This is a genomic window from Dietzia sp. 111N12-1 (genome assembly GCF_001658045.1).
Classification (GTDB): Bacteria; Actinomycetota; Actinomycetes; order Mycobacteriales; family Mycobacteriaceae; genus Dietzia; species Dietzia kunjamensis.
This window is the reverse complement of the sequence record NZ_LSSV01000001.1, coordinates 112,197-130,755: the sequence shown is the minus strand read 5'-3', so window position 1 is coordinate 130,755 and position 18,559 is coordinate 112,197. Positions and strand designations below refer to the sequence as shown.

17 protein-coding genes are annotated in these 18,559 nt (G+C 72.0%); 7 read left to right on the top strand and 10 right to left on the bottom strand.

Going from position 1 to position 18,559, the window contains the following annotated elements:
• The first annotated feature begins 69 nt into the window (after positions 1 to 69).
• The gene (kstR, locus tag AYO52_RS00620; protein WP_067711693.1) at positions 70 to 825 is read left to right on the top strand and encodes a cholesterol catabolism transcriptional regulator KstR; all 756 of its coding nucleotides are present in this window, start codon (positions 70 to 72) and stop codon (positions 823 to 825) included.
• A gap of 168 nt (positions 826 to 993) precedes the next feature.
• Here the strand turns inward: kstR and AYO52_RS00615 are convergent, their stop codons facing one another.
• A complete protein-coding gene (locus AYO52_RS00615) occupies positions 994 to 2,232 on the bottom strand; it encodes a Glu/Leu/Phe/Val dehydrogenase dimerization domain-containing protein (protein ID WP_156523487.1) in 1,239 nt (412 codons plus the stop codon).
• Between the two features lie 153 nt (positions 2,233 to 2,385).
• Here AYO52_RS00615 and AYO52_RS00610 point away from each other — a divergent pair, with 153 nt between their 5' ends.
• Entirely contained in the window at positions 2,386 to 3,297 is a 912-nt protein-coding gene (locus AYO52_RS00610; protein ID WP_067711690.1) for a LysR family transcriptional regulator, read from the top strand.
• 56 nt (positions 3,298 to 3,353) lie between these two features.
• Here the strand turns inward: AYO52_RS00610 and thpD are convergent, their stop codons facing one another.
• Positions 3,354 to 4,217, bottom strand: a complete 864-nt coding sequence (thpD, locus tag AYO52_RS00605) for an ectoine hydroxylase (RefSeq protein ID WP_067711687.1) — start codon at positions 4,215 to 4,217, stop codon at positions 3,354 to 3,356.
• A 111-nt stretch (positions 4,218 to 4,328) separates the two neighbouring features.
• Positions 4,329 to 5,333 carry a D-2-hydroxyacid dehydrogenase gene (locus AYO52_RS00600; RefSeq protein ID WP_067711685.1) on the bottom strand — a complete coding sequence of 335 codons (1,005 nt, stop codon included), beginning with the start codon at positions 5,331 to 5,333 and terminating at the stop codon, positions 4,329 to 4,331.
• A gap of 87 nt (positions 5,334 to 5,420) precedes the next feature.
• On the opposite strand from AYO52_RS00600, the gene AYO52_RS00595 reads away from it, so the two are divergent.
• From AYO52_RS00595 to AYO52_RS00585, 3 genes are read left to right on the top strand one after another with little or no spacing between them, the layout of a single operon-like run.
• Positions 5,421 to 6,710, top strand: a complete 1,290-nt coding sequence (locus AYO52_RS00595) for an aspartate aminotransferase family protein (RefSeq protein WP_067712111.1) — start codon at positions 5,421 to 5,423, stop codon at positions 6,708 to 6,710.
• Complete coding sequence (locus AYO52_RS00590) at positions 6,707 to 9,724, top strand: FAD-binding and (Fe-S)-binding domain-containing protein (RefSeq protein ID WP_253701697.1); 3,018 nt, start codon at positions 6,707 to 6,709, stop codon at positions 9,722 to 9,724. The genes AYO52_RS00595 and AYO52_RS00590 overlap by 4 nt, the downstream gene beginning before the upstream one ends.
• Positions 9,721 to 11,184 (top strand): NAD-dependent succinate-semialdehyde dehydrogenase, encoded by a 1,464-nt coding sequence (locus AYO52_RS00585; RefSeq protein ID WP_067711679.1) that lies wholly within the window; start codon positions 9,721 to 9,723, stop codon positions 11,182 to 11,184. Before AYO52_RS00590 ends, AYO52_RS00585 begins: the two co-directional genes overlap by 4 nt.
• Before the next feature lie 48 nt (positions 11,185 to 11,232).
• Here the strand turns inward: AYO52_RS00585 and AYO52_RS00580 are convergent, their stop codons facing one another.
• The gene (locus AYO52_RS00580) at positions 11,233 to 11,505 is read right to left on the bottom strand and encodes a WhiB family transcriptional regulator (protein ID WP_167507195.1); all 273 of its coding nucleotides are present in this window, start codon (positions 11,503 to 11,505) and stop codon (positions 11,233 to 11,235) included.
• Positions 11,506 to 11,602: 97 nt separating this feature from the next.
• Between AYO52_RS00580 and AYO52_RS00575 the strand changes: the two genes are divergently transcribed.
• Positions 11,603 to 12,217 carry a response regulator transcription factor gene (locus AYO52_RS00575; RefSeq protein WP_067711674.1) on the top strand — a complete coding sequence of 205 codons (615 nt, stop codon included), beginning with the start codon at positions 11,603 to 11,605 and terminating at the stop codon, positions 12,215 to 12,217.
• 29 nt (positions 12,218 to 12,246) lie between these two features.
• On the opposite strand, the gene AYO52_RS00570 is transcribed toward AYO52_RS00575, so the two are convergent.
• From AYO52_RS00570 to ehuB, 6 genes are all read right to left on the bottom strand, one after another.
• Positions 12,247 to 12,915 carry a GntR family transcriptional regulator gene (locus AYO52_RS00570; protein WP_067711672.1) on the bottom strand — a complete coding sequence of 223 codons (669 nt, stop codon included), beginning with the start codon at positions 12,913 to 12,915 and terminating at the stop codon, positions 12,247 to 12,249.
• Positions 12,912 to 14,387, bottom strand: coding sequence for an amidase (locus AYO52_RS00565; protein ID WP_067711669.1), 1,476 nt, complete (start codon positions 14,385 to 14,387; stop codon positions 12,912 to 12,914). The genes AYO52_RS00570 and AYO52_RS00565 overlap by 4 nt, the downstream gene beginning before the upstream one ends.
• 86 nt (positions 14,388 to 14,473) lie before the next feature.
• The gene (gene ehuA, locus AYO52_RS00560; protein WP_067711666.1) at positions 14,474 to 15,235 is read right to left on the bottom strand and encodes an ectoine/hydroxyectoine ABC transporter ATP-binding protein EhuA; all 762 of its coding nucleotides are present in this window, start codon (positions 15,233 to 15,235) and stop codon (positions 14,474 to 14,476) included.
• Between the two features lie 49 nt (positions 15,236 to 15,284).
• Positions 15,285 to 15,929, bottom strand: coding sequence for an ectoine/hydroxyectoine ABC transporter permease subunit EhuD (ehuD, locus tag AYO52_RS00555; RefSeq protein WP_067711663.1), 645 nt, complete (start codon positions 15,927 to 15,929; stop codon positions 15,285 to 15,287).
• Positions 15,926 to 16,657 (bottom strand): ectoine/hydroxyectoine ABC transporter permease subunit EhuC, encoded by a 732-nt coding sequence (ehuC, locus tag AYO52_RS00550; RefSeq protein WP_067711660.1) that lies wholly within the window; start codon positions 16,655 to 16,657, stop codon positions 15,926 to 15,928. The genes ehuD and ehuC overlap by 4 nt, the downstream gene beginning before the upstream one ends.
• Before the next feature lie 29 nt (positions 16,658 to 16,686).
• Entirely contained in the window at positions 16,687 to 17,538 is an 852-nt protein-coding gene (gene ehuB / locus AYO52_RS00545) for an ectoine/hydroxyectoine ABC transporter substrate-binding protein EhuB (RefSeq protein WP_200841581.1), read from the bottom strand.
• A gap of 229 nt (positions 17,539 to 17,767) precedes the next feature.
• Here ehuB and otsB point away from each other — a divergent pair, with 229 nt between their 5' ends.
• The gene (gene otsB / locus AYO52_RS00540) at positions 17,768 to 18,526 is read left to right on the top strand and encodes a trehalose-phosphatase (RefSeq protein ID WP_067711654.1); all 759 of its coding nucleotides are present in this window, start codon (positions 17,768 to 17,770) and stop codon (positions 18,524 to 18,526) included.
• Positions 18,527 to 18,559 lie beyond the last annotated feature (33 nt).

Below are 18,559 nucleotides of genomic sequence, written 5' to 3'. Positions count from 1 at the left end.
CGGGTCCCGCCCCAGACCGCCGGAATGCCCCGCCGACCCGATCCGACCAGCGCAGAAGGTGCCGCTTCCATGACCAAGAGCTCAGCCGAGACCGGTTCCGCCGCAGCCGCGTCGGATCCCGCCCCCCGGAGTGACGAGCCCAGCACGTCGTCGCAACGCGAGCGCCGTCGGCGGATCCTGGACGCGACCCTCGCCCTGGCCGCCAAGGGCGGGTACGAGGCCGTGCAGATGCGTGCCGTCGCCGAGAAGGCGGAGGTCGCGGTGGGCACCCTCTACCGGTACTTCCCGTCCAAGGTGCACCTGCTGGTCTCGGCGCTCGCCCGTGAGTTCCGTCGGCTCGACCAGCGCACCGAGCGGTCCGCCCCGCCCGGCGACACCGCGCAGGAGCGGATGAAGGTCGTGGTGGAGATGATCACCAAGTCCATGCAGCGCGACCCGAACCTCACCGAGGCGATGACGCGCGCCTTCATGTTCGCCGACGCCTCCGTGGCCAACGAGGTCGAGGAGGTCGGCTTCTACATGGACCGGATTCTCGCCCGCGCGATGGCCCAGGGCACCCCGGACGAGGTGCAGCTCTCGATCGCCCGGGTCGTCTCCGACGTGTGGATGTCCAACCTCGTGTCGTGGCTGACCCGCAGGTCGTCGGCCGCCGAGGTCGCCACCAGGCTCGGTCTCACCATCGATCTGCTGCTGGGCAGCGACGACTCTCCCCGCCGGGCCCGGATGCACACCGCGATCGGCAACGGCCACGACACAGACTCGGACTCCGACCCCGACCCCGACGAGATCGGCGAGATCGGCGTGGGCAGAGACTCAGCCGTCTGACAACCCGCCCAGAGCGGCACCGCAACCGCTCCCGCGGCTGGCGTCCCGCTCCCGCGCCTGACCGCCAAGACGGCCGCCGCTCCCGAAGATGGCGTCTCGCCTGCCCATCGGGGCACGCGAGACGCCATGTCGAGGGGCGACGGGCCCGGGCGGTTGCGTCAGGGGCGGTCAGGGCACGACGACCGGCGGCACCGTCCGGACCGGCCCGGAGACGTCGGCGATCCACCGCAGCGGGCCGCGGCTCGGATCCCAGCCGGTGAGCAGGTCGGCGACCTTGGCGGTCATCTCGCGGCCCAGGCGGAGGAACGAACTCTCCGGCTGGTCGTCGACCTCCCCGAGGATCAACCACCACGCCCAGGCCACCGCCCCGGCGTTGGCGACGAAGTCCGGCAGCACCGCGATCCCGCGGGCCGTGAGGTCGAGTTCCGCGTCGGCCGTGGTGGCGGCGTTGGCCGCCTCGACCACGATCGGTGCGGTGACCTCGGTGCAGTTGTCCGCGGTGATGGCGTACGAGACGGCGGCGGGCACGAGCACGTCCACGTCCATGCCGAGGATCCGGTCGCGGTCCAGCCGCTGCACCCGGGCGGGGACGGCCGAGCGGTCGATCTCCCCGAAGCGGTCGCGGGTCGCCAGCAGCGCCGGGACGTCGAGTCCCGCCGGGTCGTAGAGGGTGCCGGCGGCGTCGGCCAGTGCGACGACGCGCATGCCGGCCTCGTGGAGGTACCACGCGGCGCCGCCCCCCATCGTGCCCACGCCCTGGACGGCCACCGAGGTGCGCTCGATGTCCCAGCCCCGGACGTACGCCGCCGCGAGGCACGCCTGCGCGACCCCGTAGCCACCGATCACATCGCCGAGCAGCCCGCCCGGAACCCCGGCGTTCAGCCCGCGGAAGATCCGGTCGGCGGTGGCGGCGGGATCGGCCGACCGCTCGATCGCCGCGTGATAGGACTGCCGCATCCCCAGTCGGGCGAACACCTCGTCGATCAGGTGCTGCGGGACGCCCAGATCCTCGGCGGTGACCCAGTGTCGGTCGAGGAACGGCCGCATGGCCTCGCAGAACCGGCCGAGCACGTCGATGGCGCGGGGGTCCTTGGGGTCGAAGTCGATGCCGCCCTTGGCCCCGCCGATGGGCAGGTCGAACGCCGCCGTCTTGCGGGTCATTCCGCGGGCCAGGTCCTCGACCTCGCGGAGAGTGCACCCGGCGCGCATACGGGTCCCGCCGGTGGCCAGACCGCCGACGAGGGTGTCGACCACGAGGTAACCCCGCGCCCCGGTCTCGTCGTCCTCCCAGTGCAGTCGCAGGTAGGGCTCACGGCTCGATCGGCTCGCGCTCTCCGGAGCGGCGGGCACGGTCTGGGGGGCTGACCCGGTATGACCGGTGGTGTCCGGGATCTCGATGGACGTCATGGTGCTCGCCTCCTCGGCGACCTCGTCCGCCGGCGGGTCCGGCGGGGATGTCCCCAGCATGCGAGCATTCGTCCCGGGGGTCCAGCGAGACTTCGTGGACCTGACCGTTCACTTTTCCTGCACGATGCGGCCGCGCGCTCCTACGCTCGGGGAATGGAGCCGTCACTGCACCGGCTACGGCTGCTCGCCGAGTTGGAGCGCCGCAGCACCGTCACCGCGGTCGCGGCCGCGCTGGGGTACACCGTCTCGGCCGTGTCGCAGCAACTCTCGTTGCTCGAGCGGGAGGCGGGGACCCCGCTGTTCGAGAAGCGGGGTCGCGGGCTCGCGCTGACCGAGGCGGGGCTCATACTGGCCGGGCACGCGCGGACGATCCTGTCCGCCGTGGAGGACGCCGGTCACGCCATGGAATCGGCCCGTGCGGGCGTCGGCACGAACCTCACCGCCGGGGTGTGGGCGTCGGTGGCCGTCACGCTGCTGCCCGCCGGGATGCGGATCCTGGCGCGCGACCACCCGGGCATCGTGGTGCGGACCCGGGAGCTCGCCCCGGAGGACACCACCGGCGCGGTCCGGGACGGCTCGCTCGATCTGTCGTTCGTGCTGGACTACTCCAGCTACGTGATGGCGGACGTGACCGACCTGGTGCGGGTGCCCATCGCGAGGGAGTCTCTGCACGCGGTCGTCCCCCGCGGCTTCGTGGACTCGACCCGACTGTCGCTGGCCGACCTCTCCGGGGCGCCGTGGGTCGTCGCGCACCCGCGGTCGCACTTCGGTCGCGCGGTGCGGATCGCCTGTCGCGAGGCGGGGTTCGAACCCGACGTGCGGCACGAGGCGGGCGAGCAGTCCACGGCGCTGTCCCTGGTCGCCGCGGGCCTCGGGGTCACCCTGGCCTCCGACCTCGGGCTGAGCACCTTCGGCGCGGACGTGGAGGTGATTCCCCTGACCGACGAGCTCACCAGGACGGTGTCGATCACCTATCGCCGTCGGGACGCCCGGCGGCGACCACTGCAGGCGTTCGTCGAGGCGTTCACCGACGGCGCGCGCGAGGTCGGCCTGGACCCCGCCTGACTCCGGCGCACCGATGCTGGGTCCCGCACCCGCGGGGCCCGGCACCGGTGTCCGGCTCAGGGCCGGCGCGCGAGGAAGTCCGGCCGCGGCGGGGTGCCCGCGAACGGCTCGGTCAACTCGTTCTCCACACTGTTGAACACGATGAACACGTTCGCCCGGGGCAGCGGCGTGATGTTGCCGCCCGAGGCGTGCAGGGCGTTGCAGTCGAACATCGTCATCGATCCCGCCCCGCCCGTGAGCACGTCGAGACCGTGGCGCTCGTACATCTCGGAGATGTGCTCCTCGGACGGGACGCCGATCTTCGGCGACGTCGAGACGAGCGATTCCTTGTAGTAGTTCTCCGGAGTCTCCCCCGCGCACTGCACGTAGTACTTGTGCGTGCCCGGCATGATCATCAGGGGCCCGTTGTAGGTCTCGTTGGGTGTGAGCGCCAGGGAGGCGCTGCACGCACGCGGCCGGGGCATCCCGTCCTCGGCGTGCCAGGTCTCGAAGTCCGAGTGCCAGTAGAAGGCGCCGCCGGCGAATCCGGGCTTGTAGTTGAGCCGGCTCTGGTGGACGTAGACGTCCGAGCCGAGGATCTGCCGGGCCAGGTCGATCGCGCCGGATCGCTCGACCGCCTCCCACACGACCTCACTCAGGTCGTGGACGTCGAAGATCGAACGGACGGCCTCGCTGCCGGCCTCGCGGATGATCCGGGGGTCGCCGGCCATCCGCGGATCCGATCCGATGCGGTCGATCTCGGCCAGGCAGGCGTCGATCCGCTGCCGGTCGAGTGCGCCCTCACGCTGGATGTAGCCGCGCTCGCCGAACTGGAGGACCTCGGGATCCTCGCTGCGTCCCCACAGGACGGGGTCACGGCGCTCGACGATCTCCGGTCGCCCGCTCACGCGGGACTGGTAGTCATCTATGGCAATGGTCATTACGACTCCTTTCTCTCCTCAGCCTGAAAACCCCGGCTGACTCGGGAAAAGCGAGGAGTGCCACCCCTCGCGGAGCCGACCGTATCCGGGGAGATGACCCCGGACAACCGCTCAGCCGCTGACGTATCCTCGACCCTTGTCCACCGGTGGGCCGGGAGTCCCGCCGCCGACCCACGTGCGCAGGTGGTCGAGGAACTGCCCGGACAGTGTGTCCCGCCACCCCACGACGTCGCCGGACATGTGGGGACTGATGTGCGCGCCGTCGAGCGTCCAGAGGGGGTCGCCCCCGGGGAGGGGTTCGACGACGAGGACGTCCAAGTGCGCCGAGAGCCTGCCCGTCCCGATCTCGCGCGTGAGGGCCTCCTGATCGACCAGCTCTCCGCGACCGACGTTCACCACGTGGGCGCCGTCGGGCAGGGCGGCCAGTTCCGCGGGGCCGAGCATCCCCCGCGTCGCGTCGGTCAGCGGCGCCACCATGACGAGATGGTCCACGTCGCCGAGATGCTCGGACAGGTGCGCGGAATCCAGGACGCGGCCGAAGTCCTCGTCGTCGTCGCGCGGTCGACGTCCGGCCCCGCTGACGTCGAGCCCGACCGCCCGCAGTAGCCGCGCGGTGGCCCGTCCGATACCGCCGGTGCCCACCACCAGGGCGCGCCGGCCGGCCACCCGGGTGGTCTCGCGGTGGCGCCACCGACCCGCGCGTTGCAGCGCCTCGGTCTCGTGGAGCCGTTTGTCGTGGGCCAGGACGCAGGCCAGGACGTACTCGGCGATCGGCCCGTCGAAGACCCCGCGGGCGTTGGTGACCAGCACGTCGGAGTCGCGCAGCTCGTCGAAGAGGAGCTTGTCCACCCCGGCGGCGGCCACGTGGACCCACCGCAGCGCGTCGGCGGCGTGCCAGGCGGAGGCCAGGGCGTCGGAGAAGATGTCCCACACCAGCAGGATCTCGGCCCCGGGCAGAGCCTGCGCGAGGGTGTCGGCCGTGCACTCGCGCACGTCGGCGAGCTCGCGGATCAGCGCGAGGGTGGTGGGGGGCTCGACGCCGTCCGCGGTGAGGACGACGACGGTCGGCCGGGTGCCCGGGTCGTGGTTGCCCGGGTCGCGGTGCGGCTGCGTCATGGCCCCACCGTAACGCGCCGACCCTCACGCGAACCAGGATCGTCGGATTGTTGACAATCGACCGTGGCGCACCACACACTGGCACCCATGACCGCGCACCTGTCGCCCCATCTCAAGCAGGCCACGCCCGTCGTGGTGGACCACGCCCTCGGCTCGTGGATCCACGGCACCGACGGCCGCGACTACCTGGACTTCACGACCGGCATCGGCGTGACCAGCACCGGCCACTGCCACCCCGACGTGGTCGCCGCGGCTCGCGAGCAGTGCGGGAAGATCATCCACGCGCAGTACACCACCGTCATGCACCAGCCGCTGCTGGAGCTCACCGAGAAACTGGGCGAGCACCTGCCCGGGGGGATCGACTCGGTCTTCTACGCCAACTCCGGGTCCGAGGCGGTCGAGGCCGCGGTCCGGCTGGCCCGCATGGCCACCGGCCGGCCCAACATCGTCACCGTCCAGGGCGGCTTCCACGGGCGCACCGTCGCCGCCGCCAGCCTCACCACCGCCGGCACCCGCTTCTCCGCCGGGTTCTCCCCGCTCATGGGCGGCGTGGTGATGACCCCGTTCCCGCACGCCCTGCGCCACGGGTGGACGGAGGACGACGCGATCGACTTCGCGCTGGCCGAACTCGACTACCTCATGGCCACCCGCGTCGACTCCCGCGAGATCGCGGCCTTCCTCATCGAACCCGTGCTGGGCGACGGCGGGTACATGGCCACTCCCCCGCGCTACCTGCAGGGGCTGCGCGAGCGCGCCGACCGGACCGGCGCGCTGCTGGTGCTCGACGAGGTCCAGGCCGGCATCGGGCGCACCGGCCGGTTCTGGGGGCACCAGCACACCGACGGGCTCGTGCCGGACATCATCATCACCGCCAAGGGCATCGCCTCGGGCTTCCCCATCTCCGCGATCGCCGCACCCTCCGCCCTCATGGCCAAGGCCTGGCCCGGATCCCAGGGCGGGACCTACGGCGGAAACGCTGTCGCCGCGGCGGCCGGGGTCGCGACCCTCGCGGTGGTCGAGCGCGAAGGCCTCGTGGACAACGCCGCCGCCCGCGGGACCCAGCTTCTCGACGGGCTCCGGCGTACCCTCGGCGACGTGGGCGAGATCTGCGACATCCGCGGGACCGGGCTCATGCTGGGCGTCGAGTTCGGCGACGCAGGCGCGCCCGCCGGCAGCGCCGGTGCGCTCGAGGCCGCCCGCCTGGCCGCGGCGGTGCAGCAGGCGTGTGTCGACGAGGACCTGCTCACCCTGACCTGCGGCCCGACCGGTTCGGTCGTGCGCCTCATCCCCGCGCTGGTGGTGACCGCCGACGAGGTGGACGCCGGTGTCGAGCGCTTCACCCGCGCCGTGCACCGGGTGTGCGACGGGGCGGCGTGACCTCCCGCGTCGCACCGGACGCCCCCGGGCTGGCGCTCGTCGACGCGATCGTGGACGCGGGTCTGGCGCCCGAGTCCGACCCCCGCCGGATCGCCGAGTACTCCTACGACGCCTCGAACTACCGGGTCGTGCCGGCGGCCGTCCTGTTCCCGCGGTCGGAGAGCGAGGTCGCCGCCGCCCTGGCCGTGTGTCACCGGCTCGGGGTGCCCGCGACCGCACGCGGCGGCGGCACGTCGATGGCCGGCAACGCGATCGGCACGGGCCTGGTGCTGGACCTGTCCCGGCACATGAACCGGGTCCTCGAGGTGGACGAGGCGGCGGGGACCGTCACCGCCGAGGCCGGCACCGTGCTCACGGCCCTGCGCGCGGCCGTCCACGCCGCCACCGGCGACCGGCTGACCTTCGCCCCCGACCCCTCGAGCCAGTCCCGCGCCTGCCTGGGCGGCGCGATCGGCAACGACGCCTGCGGCAACCACTCCGTACGCCACGGCCGGACCGCCGACCACGTCGAGGCGCTCCGGATCGTCACCGCCGACGGCCTGCGCCTCACCGCCACCCGCACCGGCGTCGAGGCCACCGATCCGGCCGATGCGGCGGCCGCCGCCCGCGCCGAGCACCTCACCACGCACCTGCGGGACCTGGCCTCCGACCACCTGGCCGCCATCCGCACCGAACTCGGCCGCCTCCCCCGCCAGGTGTCCGGCTATCACCTGCGACACCTGCTGCCCGAGGAGGGCTTCGACGTGGCGCGGTCCCTCGTGGGCTCCGAGGGCACGTGCGCGATCGTCACCGCCGCGACCGTGCGGGCCGTCCCCCGTTCCGCGCGCACCGGGCTGGCGGTCGTGGGGTACGCCGACGTGGTGGACGCTGCGCGGGACGTGCCGGCGATCCTGAGACACCGCCCGACAGCCGTAGAGGGTATCGACGAGGTGATCGTCGCGACGATGCGGCAGCGCCGCGGCGCCGACTCGGTCGCCGAGCTGCCGCGCGGCCACGCGTGGCTGTTCGTGGAACTCGATGACGACGGGAGTGACGACGACGGGGGCGACGACGACGGGGGTGGGCTCGACGCCCGGGTGGCCGAACTGGCCGACGAGCTGACGCGGGACGGCCACGCTCTCGAGGTCCTCGTCGTGACCGATCCCGTGGCCCGCGCGGACCTGTGGCGCGTCCGTGAGGACGGCGCCGGGCTGAGCTCGAGACTGACCGATCCGGCGACGGGCGCGACCATCGAGTCCTGGCCCGGCTGGGAGGACTCCGCCGTCGCCCCCGAGCGGCTCGCCGACTACCTCGCCGACTTCCGCGACCTGCTTGCCCGGCACGAGCTCACGGGCGTCATGTACGGGCACTTCGGGGCGGGCTGTATGCACATCCGCATCAGCTTCGACCTGCGCTCGGACGCGGGCCGGGCCGTCATGCGCGCGTTCTGCACCGACGCCGCCCACCTCGTCGTGCGGCACGGCGGGTCGCTGTCCGGGGAGCACGGCGACGGCCGTGCCCGCTCCGAACTGCTGCCGGTGATGTACTCGCCCGAGATGCTGGACGCCTTCGCCCGCTTCGCCGGGGTCTGGGACCCGGCGGGGATCCTCGCCCCGGGCGGCCTGACCGCCACCCGGCCCCTCGACGCCGATCTGGCCCTGGCCGGGGTGGGCCGACGCGACCTGGGCCTGCTCACCTCGCCGGACGGCGCCCACCCGGTCCAGGCCTGCATCGGCGTGGGCCGCTGTCGCACCACCTCCGGCGGTGTGATGTGCCCGTCCTTCCGGGCCACCGGGGACGAGAAGGACTCCACCCGCGGTCGGGCCCGCGTCCTGCAGGAGGTGGTCCGCGGCACCCTGCCGATCGACGACCCGGCCGTCGAGGAGTCGCTCGAACTGTGCCTCGCGTGCAAGGCGTGCTCCTCGGACTGTCCCACCGGCGTCGACATGGCCACCTTCAAGTCCGAGGCCCTGCACCGTCGCTACACGCGTCGAGTGCGACCGACGGCCCACTACTCCCTGGGCCTGCTCCCGCTGTGGCTCCGCGGGACCGTCCGCGCGGCCGGGCCGATCAACGCCCTGCTGGGAACCCGCGCCGGCCGCGCCGCGGCGCGGATCGGGGGTCTGAACACCGAGCGCACCCTGCCCCGCTTCGCGTCCGCCCGGCAGCTGCGCGACGAGCTCGCCCGGGTACCGGAGAGCGTGTGGACCGTCCGCGAACCGGCACCGGGGCGCACCTCCGCAGAGGTCGTGCTGTTCCTCGACTCGTTCACCCGCGGACTGCGCCCCGCGGCCGCCGGCGCCGCCGCCCGCGTGCTGGGCGGCACGCACACCTCCGTCGCCTGCACAGCCGACCAGTGCTGCGGGTTGACCCACGTCACCACCGGCCGACTCGATGCCGCACGCCGCACCATGACCTCGACCGCGCGCCGCCTCGACGCGATCCGCGGGCCGGGCGGGGAGGAGGTCCCCGTCGTCGTCGTCGAACCCTCCTGCGCCGCCACCCTCCGCGAGGACCTCCCCCGCCTGCTCGCCGACACCCCCCACGCGGACGCCGCACGCCGCGTGGCCGCCCGTGTCCGCTCCTCCGCCGACCACCTCGGCCGACTCGCCGCCGAGGGCCGCGCCCCCGCGTGGCCCGGCGGCGCGCCCCCGGACCGCGTCACCGTCCAGACCCACTGTCACGAGTACGCGACCTTCGGCAACCGCGTCCAACGCGCCACGCTCACCGCCCTCGGCGTGGGCTCGGTCCGCGAGGCGACCGGCTGCTGCGGCGTCGCCGGCGACTTCGGCTTCACCGCCGGCCACGAGACCGTCACCGCAGCCGTCGCCGAACTAGCCCTCGCCCCCGCCCTGCGCGCCGACACCGACGCCCCCGTCCTCACCGACGGGTTCTCGTGCGCCACCCAGGTCGACCACCTCGGCGCCGGCGACCCCACCACGGGACCCGGCCGCACCGGCCGCCACCTGTTCGAACTGCTCGACCCCGACCCCCGTCCCGACCCCCGCCCCGCACCCACCAGGAGGCCCACATGACCCGCTCCGCAGCCGACATCATCAGTGCCCTCGGGACCGGCATCCACGTCGACGGGGCCTGGCGCGACGCCGCCTCCGGCGCGACGTTCGACGTGATCAACCCCGCGACCGGTGAGGCGATCGCGACCATCGCCGACGGCGGGGCCAGTGATGCCGCCGCCGCGATCGAGGCCGCCGGCCGCACCCAACCGGAGTGGGCGGACGTCCCCGCCCGCGAACGGGCCGAGATCCTGCGCCGGGCCTACGAGCTGCTCGTCGAGCGCGCCGACGAGGTGGCGCTGCTCATGACCACCGAGATGGGCAAGCCGCTCGCCGAGGCGCGGGGCGAGGTCACCTACGGGGCCGAGTTCTTCCGCTGGTTCTCCGAGGAGGCCTGCCGCATCCGCGGCGACGCCCGCCGCTCCCCCGACGGCAAGACCAGGCTCATGGTCACCCACGAGCCCGTGGGACCGTGCATCCTCATCACCCCGTGGAACTTCCCGCTCGCCATGGCCACCCGCAAGATCGGACCCGCCATCGCCGCCGGCTGCACCATGGTCTTCAAGCCCGCCAACCTCACGCCACTGACCTCGCTGTACGTGGTGGACCTCCTGCGCGAGGCGGGGCTGCCCGACGGCGTCCTCAACGTGGTGTGCACGACCGACGCCGGGGGCGTGGTGGAGCCGTGGATCGACTCCGGCATCGCCCGCAAGCTGTCCTTCACCGGATCCACGCCCGTCGGCCGCATGCTCCTCGAGCAGTGCGCGCGCGGGGTGCTGCGCACCTCCATGGAGCTCGGCGGCAACGCGCCGTTCGTGGTCTGCGAGGACGCGGACATGGACACCGCCGTCGCCGCGGCGATGGCCGCCAAGATGCGCAACATGGGCGAGGCCTGCACGTCCGCCAACCGGATCCTCGTGCACCGCTCGGTGCTGGACGAGTTCGGTCGGCGCCTGACCGAGAAGATGTCCGCCCTGACCGTGGGCGACGGCACCACCGAGGGCACCGACGTGGGCCCGCTGGTCGAGGAGAAGGCCGTCACCAAGGTCGTGGACCTGGTCGACGACGCCGTCGAGCGCGGGGCCGAGGTGCTGACCGGCGGCTCGCGCCTCGAGGGTCCCGGCTACTTCTACCCGCCCACCGTGCTCACCGGTGTCACCCCGGACGCCGAGCTGATGTCGACCGAGATCTTCGGCCCCGTCGCCGCCCTCGTACCGTTCGACACCGACGACGAGGCCGTCGCACTGGCCAACGACACCGAGTTCGGACTGGTCTCCTACGTCATGACCGAGAACCTCGACCGCGCCATGACCATGTCCGAGCGGCTCCAGGCCGGCATGGTCGGCATCAACGTCGGCGTGGTGTCCAACCCGGCCGCCCCGTTCGGCGGCATCAAGCAGTCCGGGCTGGGGCGCGAGGGCGGGCTCAGCGGGATCGAGGAGTTCGTCGAGACCAAGCTGGTCGCGATCCCCGTGCGCTGAGCCGATTCACACTGAGCCGACCCGCGCCGGGCCGGCCCTCCTGCTCCCCTAGCCGGTGCGGACGCGGCCGGCCCGGCGGTGACGCTCGGCCTCGGTCATCCCGCCCCAGACGCCGTACAACTCACGCTGGGCCATCGCGTGCTGACGGCACGCGTCGATGACGGGACACTGCCCGCAGAGCTTCTTGGCGGCGGCCTCCTTGCGGCGCCGCGTCGACTTGGCCTCGTCCTCCGAGTTGTAGAACAGGTCCGGGATCTCGCGGCACATCCCGGAGTCGGCCCACGCCCACCGATCGTCGAGTCTGGTCATCGCGGTCTGCATCATGGTTCCCCTCGCCGTCCGGTCCAGCTTCCGATGTCCCGGGGGGATTCGGCACACCCCCAGGGGTGGGATGGGTCACAACTGCTAATGTCCCTTCATGAAGGTCCGGGTCTCGGTGGTCAACGACTACTCGCTGGTCGTCGCCGGCGTGGAAGCCCTGTTGGGCCCGTATGCCGACCGGGTACAGGTGGTGCCGACCCATCACGCGACCGACGTGGCCACGCCGGTCGACGTCGCGTTGTTCGACACCTTCGGCTCCGGCCCCGGGTGGCAGCAGCGGTGCGCCGAAATGGCCCGTGACCCGCAGATCGGCGCGGTGGCGGTCTACTCGTTCATCACCGATCCGCGGGCCGTCGACGAGGCGCTGGCGGCCGGGGCCCGGGGTTTTCTCGCCAAGTCCCTGATCGGGGACGAGCTGGTCAGCGGTATCGAACGCATCGCTGCCGGTGAGCGGGTCACGGTGATCGACCGGGAGGACTCCGGGCCGGCCGCGCCGTGGCCCACCGGTGGTGTCGGACTGACCCCTCGGGAGGCGGAGATGCTCGCGCTGATCACCCAGGGCCGGTCGAACGAGGAGATCACCGTGGCCTGCTACCTGTCGATCAACACCGTGAAGTCCTACATCCGGGACGCGTATCGCAAGATCGGGGTGACGACCCGGCCGCAGGCCGTGGCGTGGGCACTGCGCAACGGCCTCGGGTCGAGCCACTGACCGCCGTGCCCTGACCGCCCTCCCCTGAGCTACGCGCCCTCGCTGACCCTGGCCAGCCCGTCCCGCATGTGGTCGACGAGCAACGACCGGGCCCGGAGCCGGTCACCGGAGCGCACCGCGTCCGCGATCGCCCGGTGCTCCGCGAGCCTGGACGCGGCGTCGGTATAGGTGCTGCGCATCGCGTGGAGGCACATGCTCGTCTCCACCACCACGGTCTCGTGCACCCGCGACAACCGCGGGCTCCGCGCGGCCTCCACCAGCGCGTGGTGGAAGTCCAGATCCGCCGCCACCATGGCCGCGGACCGGGGTTCGTCGGCCAGCGCCGCCATCGCGTCGACGGCCGCGTCGAGGGCGTCGGCCGTGGCCTCCCCCAGACCCAGTTCGAGCACCCGCTCCAGAGCGCCGGTCTCGATGGTCGTCCGCAGCAGGTACATGTCCTCGACGGCGTCGGGCGTCAGGTCGGCGACGAACAGTCCGCGATTGCGGTGCGAGACGAGCAACCCCTCCTGGGTGAGCCGCTGCATCGCCTCGCGCAGCGGGCCGCGACTCACGCCGAGCGAGCGTGCGAGAGCGGCCTCGCCGAGCTGCGTCCCGGGGGCCAGGGAGCCGTCCGCGATGCCCCTCCGGAGAGCGCGTGCAATGAGGGACGGCGTCGACTCCTGGACGACGGGTTCCAGTCCCGCGGTCGAGTCGATCACGGCCGACCGTCCCCCGGACGCCCCGCCGCGTGGACCCGCGGGGTGGGCACGACCTGACCGAGCGCGGCTTCGAGTGCGGCACCGACCCGGACCACCAGTCGGTCCTCGAACCGCGCACCCACCACCTGCAGCCCCACCGGGAGGCCCGCGTCGGTCGTCCCGCAGGGGACGCTCAGCGCCGGCTGCTGGGTCATGTTGAACGGATAGGTGTACGGCGTCCACGACGTCCAGTCGGGACTGTCCCAGCCCGGCGGCACGTCCGATCCCACGGCGAAGGCGGCGATCGGCGTGGTGGGCGTGATGAGGATGTCGTGGGCCCGGTGGAAGTCGGCCATCCGCGCGCCCAGGGCCATCCGCACCGCCACGGCGTCGAGATAGTCGGCGGCGGAGTAGTCGTGGTACCGCCCCAGCGCCTCGCGCATCGACGGGTCGACGTGGTCGACGGCGCCCGGCCCGTGGGGTGCGAGGACCGCGGCGAGACCGGCGAACCACAGGACGTGGAACGCGTCGACCGGATCGGTGATCCCGGGGTCGACCGTCTCGACCCGCGCCCCCAACGATTCCAGCACGGCGACCGCGCGTCCGACCTCCCGCTCGACCTCCGGGTCGGTGGTACCGAAACCGAGGTCGGGACTGTACGCGACGCGCAGCCCCTCGAGTGGGCGGTCCCCGCGTGAGCCGTCGACGGCCGCAGCGAGGTACCCGCCCGGACCGGGGGTCGTCGCGCGCGCCGGCACCGCCGACCAGTCGCGGGGGTCCGGACGCAGCAGGGTGTCCATGAACGCGGCCGTGTCGGCGACCGTGCGGGTCATCGGCCCGGCGTGCGCGAGCGTGCCGAACGGGCTGGACGGGAACATAGGGATTACGCCGTAGGTGGGCTTGAGCGCCACGATCCCGCAGAACGCGGCGGGGATGCGCACCGACCCGCCACCGTCGGTGCCCAGCGCGAGCTGGCCGAGCCCGGCGGCGACCGCGGCCGCCGCCCCGCCGCTGGATCCGCCCGGGGTGAGGCCCGGGTCGTGCGGATTACGGGTGATCCCGGTGAGCGTGTTGTCCGTGACCCCCTTCCACGCGAACTCCGGGGTGGTGGTCTTGCCGATCACCACGCACCCGGCCTCGCCGACCGCCGACGTGACGGGGGCGTCGTCGGGCCACGAGGCGGGATCGGACGCACCGGGCTTGTCGGCCAGGAGGCGGGAACCCCGGAGCGTCGGGACGCCGCGGGTGTAGAAGATGTCCTTGATCGTGGTGGGGACGCCGTCGAGCGGGCTGAGCGGTTCACCTCGGCGGTACCGCTCCTCGGACGACCGCGCGGCCGTCAGCGTCGCGTCACGGTCGACGTGACAGAAGGCGTTGATCTCGCCGTCGACCCGATAGATCGCGGTGAGCACCTCCTCGGCGGCATCAACCGGGGAGAGTTCGCCCCGGCGGTAGCCGTCGGCCAGTTCGAGGGCCGTGTGCGACAGGGTCATCGGCGCGCCTTCCATGGAACCGTCTGATTGTCGACAATCCTACAGGCAGCCGGGTCACGGTCAAGCGTCACGCCACACGGGGCGGGTCACCGTTCGAGGACGGCCTTGAGGAACGTGCGTGTCCGGTCCTGCTTGGGAGCGGTGAAGATGGCCTCGGGGGTGCCCTCCTCCACGATCTTGCCCTGATCGAACACCAGCACGCGGTCGGCCACGTCGCGGGCGAACCCCATCTCGTGGGTCACGATGAGCATCGTGATGTCGGTGGACTCGGCGATCATCCGCAGCACCCCGAGCACGTCGGCGACCAGCTCGGGATCGAGAGCCGAGGTGACCTCGTCGAGGAGCAGGATGTCGGGATCCATCGCCAGCGCCCGGGCGATGGCGACCCGCTGCTGCTGCCCGCCCGACAGCGTGGTCGGGTGGGCGTTCTCCTTGTCCGCGAGACCGACGGTGTCGAGGAGCTCACGTGCCCGCTCCACCGCCTCCCCCTTGGACCGCCCCAGGACGTGGATCTGCGCCTCGGTGATGTTCTCGAGCACCGTCATGTTGGGGAACAGGTTGAACTGCTGGAACACCATCCCGATCTTCGAGCGGACGGCGCGCAGGTGCTTCTGGGAGGCCTTGACCAGCTTGTCGCCCTTGAACTGGTGGGTCAGGGGTTCGCCCTCCACCCAGATCACGCCGTCGTTCGCCTCCTCGAGGGTCATCAGCAGGCGCAGGATCGTCGTCTTGCCCGACCCGCTGGGGCCGATCAGCGCGACCCGCTCGCCCCGCTGCACGGTGAAGTCGAGGTGGTCCAGGACCACGTGGTCGCCGAACTGCTTGACCACCTTCTCGAACACCACCATCGGCGACTCGCCGCCTGTCGGCGTGCTCGGCCGCGTCGGCGTGCTGGGGTCAGTAGACAAGGGACTTCTCCAGTCTCCGGATGAGGATCGAGGTCGGGTAGCTCGCGAGCAGGAAGATCACCCCGGCGAGGGTGATGGGCTCGAGGTACTGGAAGTTGCGGGCGCCGTACTGCTGCGCGGCGGTCACCATCTCCACCACCGTGATCGCGAACAGGAACGGGGTGTCCTTGAACAGGGAGATCGCGTAGTTGCCGAGCGCGGGGACCGTGTTGCGGATCGCCTGGGGCAGGACGACGGCGCGCCACGTGCGCCCCGTGGGGAGTGACAGCGCCCGGGCGGCCTCCCACTGCCCGGTCGGGACCGCGTCGATGCCCGCGCGGTACACCTCCGCCATGTAGGTCGCGTAGTGCACGCCGATCACGGCGATGCCGATCTGCAGCGCGGTGAACTGCGGGAGCAGGAAGTACGCGAACAACAGTTGGACGACGAGAGGGGTCAGGCGGATGAACTCGGTGACCAGGCGCAGGGGCACGGTGATCACGGCGGGCGCGGCGCGACGCACCATCGCGACGACCAGTCCCAGCACCGCGGCGATGAGGAAGCCGACGACGGTGGCCAGCAGAGTGATCCGGAACCCCTCCAGCAGGATCGGGATGCTCTCGATGGCGCGTTCCCAGCTCCAGTCGACGCTCATCGGCCCACCCCCACTGCCTCGTTGACCCGTTCGGGTCGCAAACTGAGCACCTCACGGAGCGACGGCCCCGCCCCCAGTCGGGACTTCGCCCGGACCTCGAGGAGATTCATGAACAGGGTGAGGACGTACGCGATGACGAAGTAGAGGATCAGCCCGACGCCGAAGGCGAACACCGTATCGCCGGTCACGCGGCGCAGCTCCCCGATGTGGAAGGTCAGGTCCTGCAGCAGGATGAAGCTGGCCAGCGCGCTCCCCTTGAGGAGCTGGACCAGGAGATTGTTCAGCGGCGGGATCATCTGCACCCACGCCTGCGGGAAGACGACCTTGGACATGCGATGCCAGGGCGAGAAGTTCAGGGCGACCGCGGCCTCCTTCTGCGGGGTCGGGACGGCGGCCAGCGAACCACGGACCACCTCGGCGGCGTACGCGCCGTAGTTGAGTCCCAGCGCCAGGATTCCGCAGAAGAGCGGATCGAGTTCGTAGCCGAGCAGCGGCAGCACGAAGAACAGCCAGAACAGTTGCACCAGCAACGAGGTGCCCCGGAAGAACTCGACGATCGTCCTCGACACCCCGCGGATCACCATGAGGCGGGACCCGGCCGCCACGCCGAGGACCAGCGCCATGGCGAAGCCCAGCGCCGCACCGCCCAGTGTCAGATAGATGGTGGTGACGATGCCTTCCTGGAAGCGGGGCCACGCCTCCAGGAAGGCCTCGATGTTACTTTCCACGGTCGTTCGTCACCGGACTCCGTGCACCGTCACTCGCCGGCGCAGAGGTCGGCGGTCGTCAGCGCGGGGTCGGGGAGCTCCCCCTCGGTGAACCCGAACTCACCCACGATGGAGAGGTACTTCTCCGGATCGGAGGTGATCTTGGCCAGTTCCTCGTTGTAGGCGTCGAGGAGCTCCTGGTCGTCGGTGCGGAACACGGTACCGCCCGCGCCGACCTGCGGCTCGCCGTTGATCTCCGCGACGAACGACTCGGTCACCTCGACGGGGGCGTCGGGGTTGTTGTTCTTCATCCAGTTCAGCGAGATGCCGGTCAGGGCGAAGACGTCGGCGCGCCCGGAGGTGACCGCGTCCATCCCGTCCTGGGGGGTGGCGACCTGCATGCTCTCGATACCCAGCTCGGAGGCGTAGTCGGACTCGATCGCCCCCGTCATCGTCGCGAGCCGCGCACCGCTCTCGGCCACGGACTGCATGTCCGTGAGGTTCATCGGGTTGCCCTCCTCGACCATGAGGGCGGTGGTGTAGTTGAACTCGGGCTCGCTGAACGCGGCCTGCTCGCAGCGCTCCGGGAGGATCGACATGCCCGCGCTCACCACGTCGAAGCGGTTGGCCTGGAGACCGGGGATGAGGGCACCGAAGTCCGCGTTCACGCCCTCGACGGTGTCGATGCCCAGATTCCCGAAGATCTCGCGGTGGAGGGCGACCGTGGCGCCGGTGAGCTCGCCGTTCTCCTGGAACGAGTAGGGCGCCTCGCCGGCGAAGCCGACCGTCACGCTGCCGCGGTCCTGCAGGGTCTCCAGCAGGCTCGAGTCGTCGTCGGAATTCGTCGATGTACAGCCCGTGAGCCCCAGGCCGATCACCGCGGCGGCGGCGATCACGCTCATCGGACGACGGCGTACGGATGTCCTCAGCACTGATGGTGCCATGGTCTTCTCACCTTCCGGTCGCGGTCGGACACTGGGCGCACCCGGTGCCCGATCCTCTGCGCTCACCGGTGCGTCCTTCCGACGCCCGACTTCAGCCTTTGAGTCTCCTTAACGTAACACGCGTCACATGACGCGCCGGGCGCTTTCGCGGTGCCCGGGTCCGGGCGGCGCGCTTATCCTGACGTCCATGACCACCGCCGAGACCCTGGACGAGGCGCTGCGCCGCGCCGCCGACGCCCCCACCCTCGTGGTGGCGTGCGACTACGACGGCACGCTCGCCCCGTTCGTCGATGACCCCACGAAGGCCGTGCCCGCCCCCGGTGCCGCGGACGCCCTGGCGAGACTGGCGGGGCTGCCCCGGACCACCGTCGCCCTGCTGTCCGGCCGAAACCGCGCGGCCCTGGCGGAGGTGAGCGGCGCCGACGCCCCGGTGGTCCTGGTGGGCAGCCACGGGTCGGAGTGGGAGGGTGGTTTCGACTCCCCCCTCGACGACGACGAGGTGGCGCTGCTGTCCCGGGTGCGGTCCGCCCTCGAGGAGATCGTCTCCCGCACCCCCGGGGCGCACGTCGAGTCCAAGCCGACGGCCGCCGTCCTGCACGTCCGCCCGGTGGCCGACCCCGCCGAGCGCGACCGCGCGCAGTCCGAGGCGATGGCGGGGCCCGCCGCGTTCGACGGGGTGTTCGTCACCGAGGGCAAGAACGTCGTGGAGATCGCCGTGCGGGAGGCGAGCAAGGGCGCGGCCATCGAGACGATGGTCGAACAGACCGGAGCGGAGGTGGCGCTGTTCGTCGGCGACGACGTCACCGACGAGCGCGGCTTCGCGCGCCTGCGACCGCAGGATGTCGGCGTCAAGGTCGGCGAGGGCGAGACGGCGGCCGCGCACCGCGTCGCGGACATCCCCGCCGTCGTGGAGCTGCTCGACACCCTCGCCGATCTGCGGGGCTGACACCCCCGGATGTACACACTCGCCGTGTCGCGG

Bases quoted from the DNA above. Each gene is read 5' to 3' on its own strand.
- kstR (WP_067711693.1), top strand. From the start codon at position 70: ATGACCAAGAGCTCAGCCGAGACCGGTTCCGCCGCAGCCGCGTCGGAT.
- AYO52_RS00615 (WP_156523487.1), bottom strand. From the start codon at position 2,232: ATGACGTCCATCGAGATCCCGGACACCACCGGTCATACCGGGTCAGCC.
- AYO52_RS00610 (WP_067711690.1), top strand. From the start codon at position 2,386: ATGGAGCCGTCACTGCACCGGCTACGGCTGCTCGCCGAGTTGGAGCGC.
- thpD (WP_067711687.1), bottom strand. From the start codon at position 4,217: ATGACCATTGCCATAGATGACTACCAGTCCCGCGTGAGCGGGCGACCG.
- AYO52_RS00600 (WP_067711685.1), bottom strand. From the start codon at position 5,333: ATGACGCAGCCGCACCGCGACCCGGGCAACCACGACCCGGGCACCCGG.
- AYO52_RS00595 (WP_067712111.1), top strand. From the start codon at position 5,421: ATGACCGCGCACCTGTCGCCCCATCTCAAGCAGGCCACGCCCGTCGTG.
- AYO52_RS00585 (WP_067711679.1), top strand. From the start codon at position 9,721: ATGACCCGCTCCGCAGCCGACATCATCAGTGCCCTCGGGACCGGCATC.
- AYO52_RS00580 (WP_167507195.1), bottom strand. From the start codon at position 11,505: ATGCAGACCGCGATGACCAGACTCGACGATCGGTGGGCGTGGGCCGAC.
- AYO52_RS00575 (WP_067711674.1), top strand. From the start codon at position 11,603: ATGAAGGTCCGGGTCTCGGTGGTCAACGACTACTCGCTGGTCGTCGCC.
- AYO52_RS00565 (WP_067711669.1), bottom strand. From the start codon at position 14,387: ATGACCCTGTCGCACACGGCCCTCGAACTGGCCGACGGCTACCGCCGG.
- ehuA (WP_067711666.1), bottom strand. From the start codon at position 15,235: ATGGTGGTGTTCGAGAAGGTGGTCAAGCAGTTCGGCGACCACGTGGTC.
- ehuD (WP_067711663.1), bottom strand. From the start codon at position 15,929: ATGAGCGTCGACTGGAGCTGGGAACGCGCCATCGAGAGCATCCCGATC.
- ehuB (WP_200841581.1), bottom strand. From the start codon at position 17,538: ATGAGCGTGATCGCCGCCGCCGCGGTGATCGGCCTGGGGCTCACGGGC.
- otsB (WP_067711654.1), top strand. From the start codon at position 17,768: ATGACCACCGCCGAGACCCTGGACGAGGCGCTGCGCCGCGCCGCCGAC.